Source organism: Streptomyces sp. NPDC046759 (assembly GCF_040645475.1).
GTDB lineage: Bacteria > Actinomycetota > Actinomycetes > Streptomycetales > Streptomycetaceae > Streptomyces.
Genome location: NZ_JBEYYJ010000076.1, coordinates 1 through 3,909, shown reverse-complemented (window position 1 = coordinate 3,909; position 3,909 = coordinate 1). Strand labels below are relative to the sequence as shown.

General features: G+C 74.4%; 1 protein-coding gene. It reads left to right on the top strand.

What is annotated here, in order from left to right:
• Positions 1-3,909, top strand: a 3,909-nt coding sequence (locus ABZ919_RS41415; RefSeq protein WP_361259475.1) for an SDR family NAD(P)-dependent oxidoreductase, incomplete at both ends; no start/stop codon positions are given.

The following is a 3,909-nucleotide window of genomic DNA, read 5'->3' as shown; positions in this document are numbered from 1 at the left end:
GCGTTTCGCCGACGGCATCGAGACCCTGCATGAACTGGGCGTGACCACGTTCGTGGAGATCGGCCCCGGCGGCGTCCTGAGCGGCATGGCGCAGGGCTGTGCGGACGGCATCATCACCACCCCCGTACTCCGAAGCGACCGGCCCGAGCAGCAGGCCGTCGTCACCGCGCTCGCCGAGCTGCACGTGCACGGCGTGTCCCCCGACTGGCGAGCCCTCTTCCCGGGCGCCCGGCGCGTCGACCTGCCCACCTACGCCTTCCAGCAGCAGCGCTACTGGCTGGAGGCCCCCGAGGCCGAGACGGCCGCCGTGGACGCGGACGACGCCGAGTTCTGGGCGAGCGTCGAGCGTGAGGACGCCCAGTCCCTCGCCGCCACGCTGGAACTGAGCCCCGAGGAACTGGACGCCGTAGTACCGAAGCTGTCCGCCTGGCGGCGCCGGCGGCGCGAGCAGTCGGTCGTGGACGGCTGGCGCTACCAGCTCACCTGGCAGCCGCTGAACGGCCTGACCGCAGGCGACCTCTCGGACCGCACATGGCTGTTCGCCGCGACCGACGGCGACGAATGGGCCCGGACGGTACGCGCCGCCCTCGCCGGATGCGGCGCGCACCTGATCCCGCTGACGGTGGGCGCCGACACCGACCGGGCGTCCCTGGCCGGGGAGCTGACGCGGGCCGTGGCCGAAGCCGGATCGCTCGACGGCGTCCTGTCGTTACTCGCGACCGACGAGAACGCCTCGCCCGAGCACCCCGCGCTCTCCCAGGGCCTCGCGCAGACCGCGGCCCTGGCCCAGGCGCTGGGCGACGCGGGCGTCGACGCCCCACTGTGGTGCGCCACCCGTGGCGCGGCCGCCACCGGCCGCTCCGACGACGCCCCCCTCAGCGCGGTACAGAGCCAGGTGTGGGGTCTCGGCCGCGCCCTGGCTCTGGAGCACCCCCGGCGCTGGGGCGGCCTGATCGACCTGCCCGCGGCCGTCGACGAGCGCGCCGCCGGCCGTGTCGCCGCCGTACTGAGCCAGGGAACCGGCGCCGCGGACCTCCAGAAGGAGGGGGAGGACCAGGTCGCCGTCCGCGCCTCCGGCGTGTTCGCCGCCCGGCTCGCCCACGCCCGAAGCGGCGCCGGGCGGCCGTGGTCGCCGCGCGGTACCGTCCTGATCACCGGTGGTACCGGTGCGCTGGGCGGGCACATCGCCCGGTGGCTCGCCGGTGCCGGCGCCGAACACCTGGTGCTCGCCGGCCGCCGCGGCGCCGACGCGCCCGGCGCGACCACGCTCAAGGCCGAACTGGAGGAACTGGGGGCGCGCGTCACCCTCGCGACGTGTGACGTCGCCGACCGCGACGCGGTGGCGGCACTGCTCGCCGAGCACGCCTTCACCTCCGTCTTCCACGCCGCGGGCGTGGAACAGTTCGCCCCCTTCGACGAGCTGACGCCGGACGATTTCGCCCGCACCGTGGCGGCGAAGGCCCGCGGCGCCGCGCACCTGGACGAACTGCTCGGCGACCGCGAGCTGGACGCCTTCGTCCTCTTCTCCTCGATCGCTGGCGTGTGGGGCAGCGGGCGGCAGACCGCCTACGCCGCCGGCAACGCCTTCCTCGACGGGCTCGCCGCCGGGCGTCGGGCCCGGGGCCTGACCGCCACCGCGATCGCCTGGGGCCCCTGGGCCGACGGCGGCATGGTCACCGACGCCGACGAGGAGCACCTGCGCCGCCGCGGCGTCGTCACCCTGCCCGCCGCACTCGCCGTGACCGCGGTCCAGCGCGCCCTCGACTGCGACGACACCGCGGTCGTCGTGGCCGACATCGACTGGGAGCGGTTCATCGGACCGTTCACCCTCGGCCGTCCGAGCGCCCTGCTGTCCGAGCTGCCCGAGGCGCGCCGCGCCCGCGCCGCCGTACCGGACGCAGCCGCCACCGGCGCCGCGCCCCTGGCGGCCCGGCTCGCCGGACTGCCGGAGGCCGAGCGCACTCGGGCCCTGATCGACCTGGTCCGCGCGCACGTCGCGGCCGTCCTCGGCCACTCCTCGGCGGCGGAGGTCGAGCCGGACCGGGCCTTCAAGGAGCTCGGCTTCGACTCGCTCACCGCCGTCGAACTCCGCAACAAGGTCAACACGGCGACCGGCCTCGCGCTGCCGGCCACGCTGGTCTTCGACCACCCCAACGCCACGGCGCTCGCCCGCCACCTGCAGAGCGAACTGCTCGGATCGCAGGCCGCCGTGCCGCAGGAGCAGCACGCGGCCGCCGCCGACGACGAGCCCATCGCCATCGTGGCGATGAGCTGCCACCTGCCCGGCGGCGTCGACTCGCCCGAGGCCCTGTGGGACCTGGTGACGTCCGGCGGTGACGCCATCTCGGAATTCCCCTCCAACCGCGGCTGGGACGTCGACGCACTCTACGACCCCGACCCCGACCGCCCCGGCAGGACATACGCGCGCGACGGCGGATTCCTCTACGGTGCCACCGACTTCGACGCGGGCTTCTTCGGGATCTCGCCGCGCGAGGCCCTGGCGATGGACCCGCAGCAGCGCCTCCTGCTGGAGACCTCGTGGGAGGCCTTCGAACGGGCCGGGATCACCCCCGCACAGCTGCGCGGCAGCCGGACCGGAGTGTTCGTCGGCATGGCCTACCAGGGTTACGGAGCCGAGGTGCGCCGTACGCCGGAAGGCATCGAAGGACACCGGCTCGTCGGCGGCGCCTCCAGCGTCGTATCCGGCCGGGTGGCCTACACCTTCGGCCTCGAGGGCCCCGCCGTCACGATCGACACGGCCTGCTCCTCGTCCCTGGTCGCCCTGCACCTGGCCATGCAGTCGCTGCGCAACGGCGAGTGCACGATGGCCCTGGCCGGCGGCGTCACCGTCATGGCGAGCCCGAACGTCTTCGTGGAGTTCAGCCGGCAGCGTGGCCTGTCGCCCGACGGCCGGTGCAAGGCGTTCGGCGCCGGTGCGGACGGCACGGGCTGGGCGGAGGGCGTGGGCGTGCTGCTGGTGGAGCGGCTCTCCGAGGCCCGCCGTCACGGGCACCGGGTGCTGGCCGTCGTGCGGGGCAGCGCGGTGAACCAGGACGGCGCGTCCAACGGCCTGACGGCGCCGAACGGTCCGGCGCAGCAGCGGGTCATCCGTCAGGCGCTGGCTTCGGCCGGGCTCGCGCCGGCCGATGTGGATGTGGTGGAGGCGCACGGTACGGGGACGAGGCTGGGTGATCCGATCGAGGCGCAGGCGCTGCTTGCGGCCTATGGGCAGGATCGTGAACGGCCGCTTCTGCTGGGGTCGTTGAAGTCGAACATCGGTCATGCGCAGGCTGCGGCGGGTGTGGCCGGTGTGATCAAGATGGTGATGGCGATGCGTCACGGCGTCCTTCCGCGGACCCTGCACGCGGAGGAGCCGACGCCGCACGTGGACTGGTCGGCGGGTGCGGTGCGGCTGCTGACGGAGGCCGTGGACTGGCCGGAGACGGGCCGGCCGCGCCGGGCGGCCGTGTCGTCCTTCGGCGTGAGCGGCACCAACGCCCACACCATCATCGAACAGGCGCCTGCTACGCCGGAGTTGCCGCCCACGCCCGACTCCGGCGCGCTCGTACCGTGGGTGCTGTCGGGCAAGGGCGAGCCGGCGCTCCGCGCACAGGCGGTCCGGCTGGCCGATCACCTCGACGCGGCCGACGGCTGGACGGCTTCCGACATCGGCCTGTCCCTGGCCTCCCGCGAGACGTTCGAAAACCGCGCGGTGCTCCTGGCACACGGCCCGGAGGAACTCCGGCACGCCCTCACCGCCCTCGCCGCCGGCGAACCGGCGGCGAACGTGACGCTGGGACGCGCCCGCTCCGAGGGCAAGGTCGGTTTCCTGTTCTCGGGGCAGGGTTCGCAACGCCTTGGCATGGGGCGTGAGTTGTACGGGGCGTTTCCGGTCTTCGCCGATGCGTA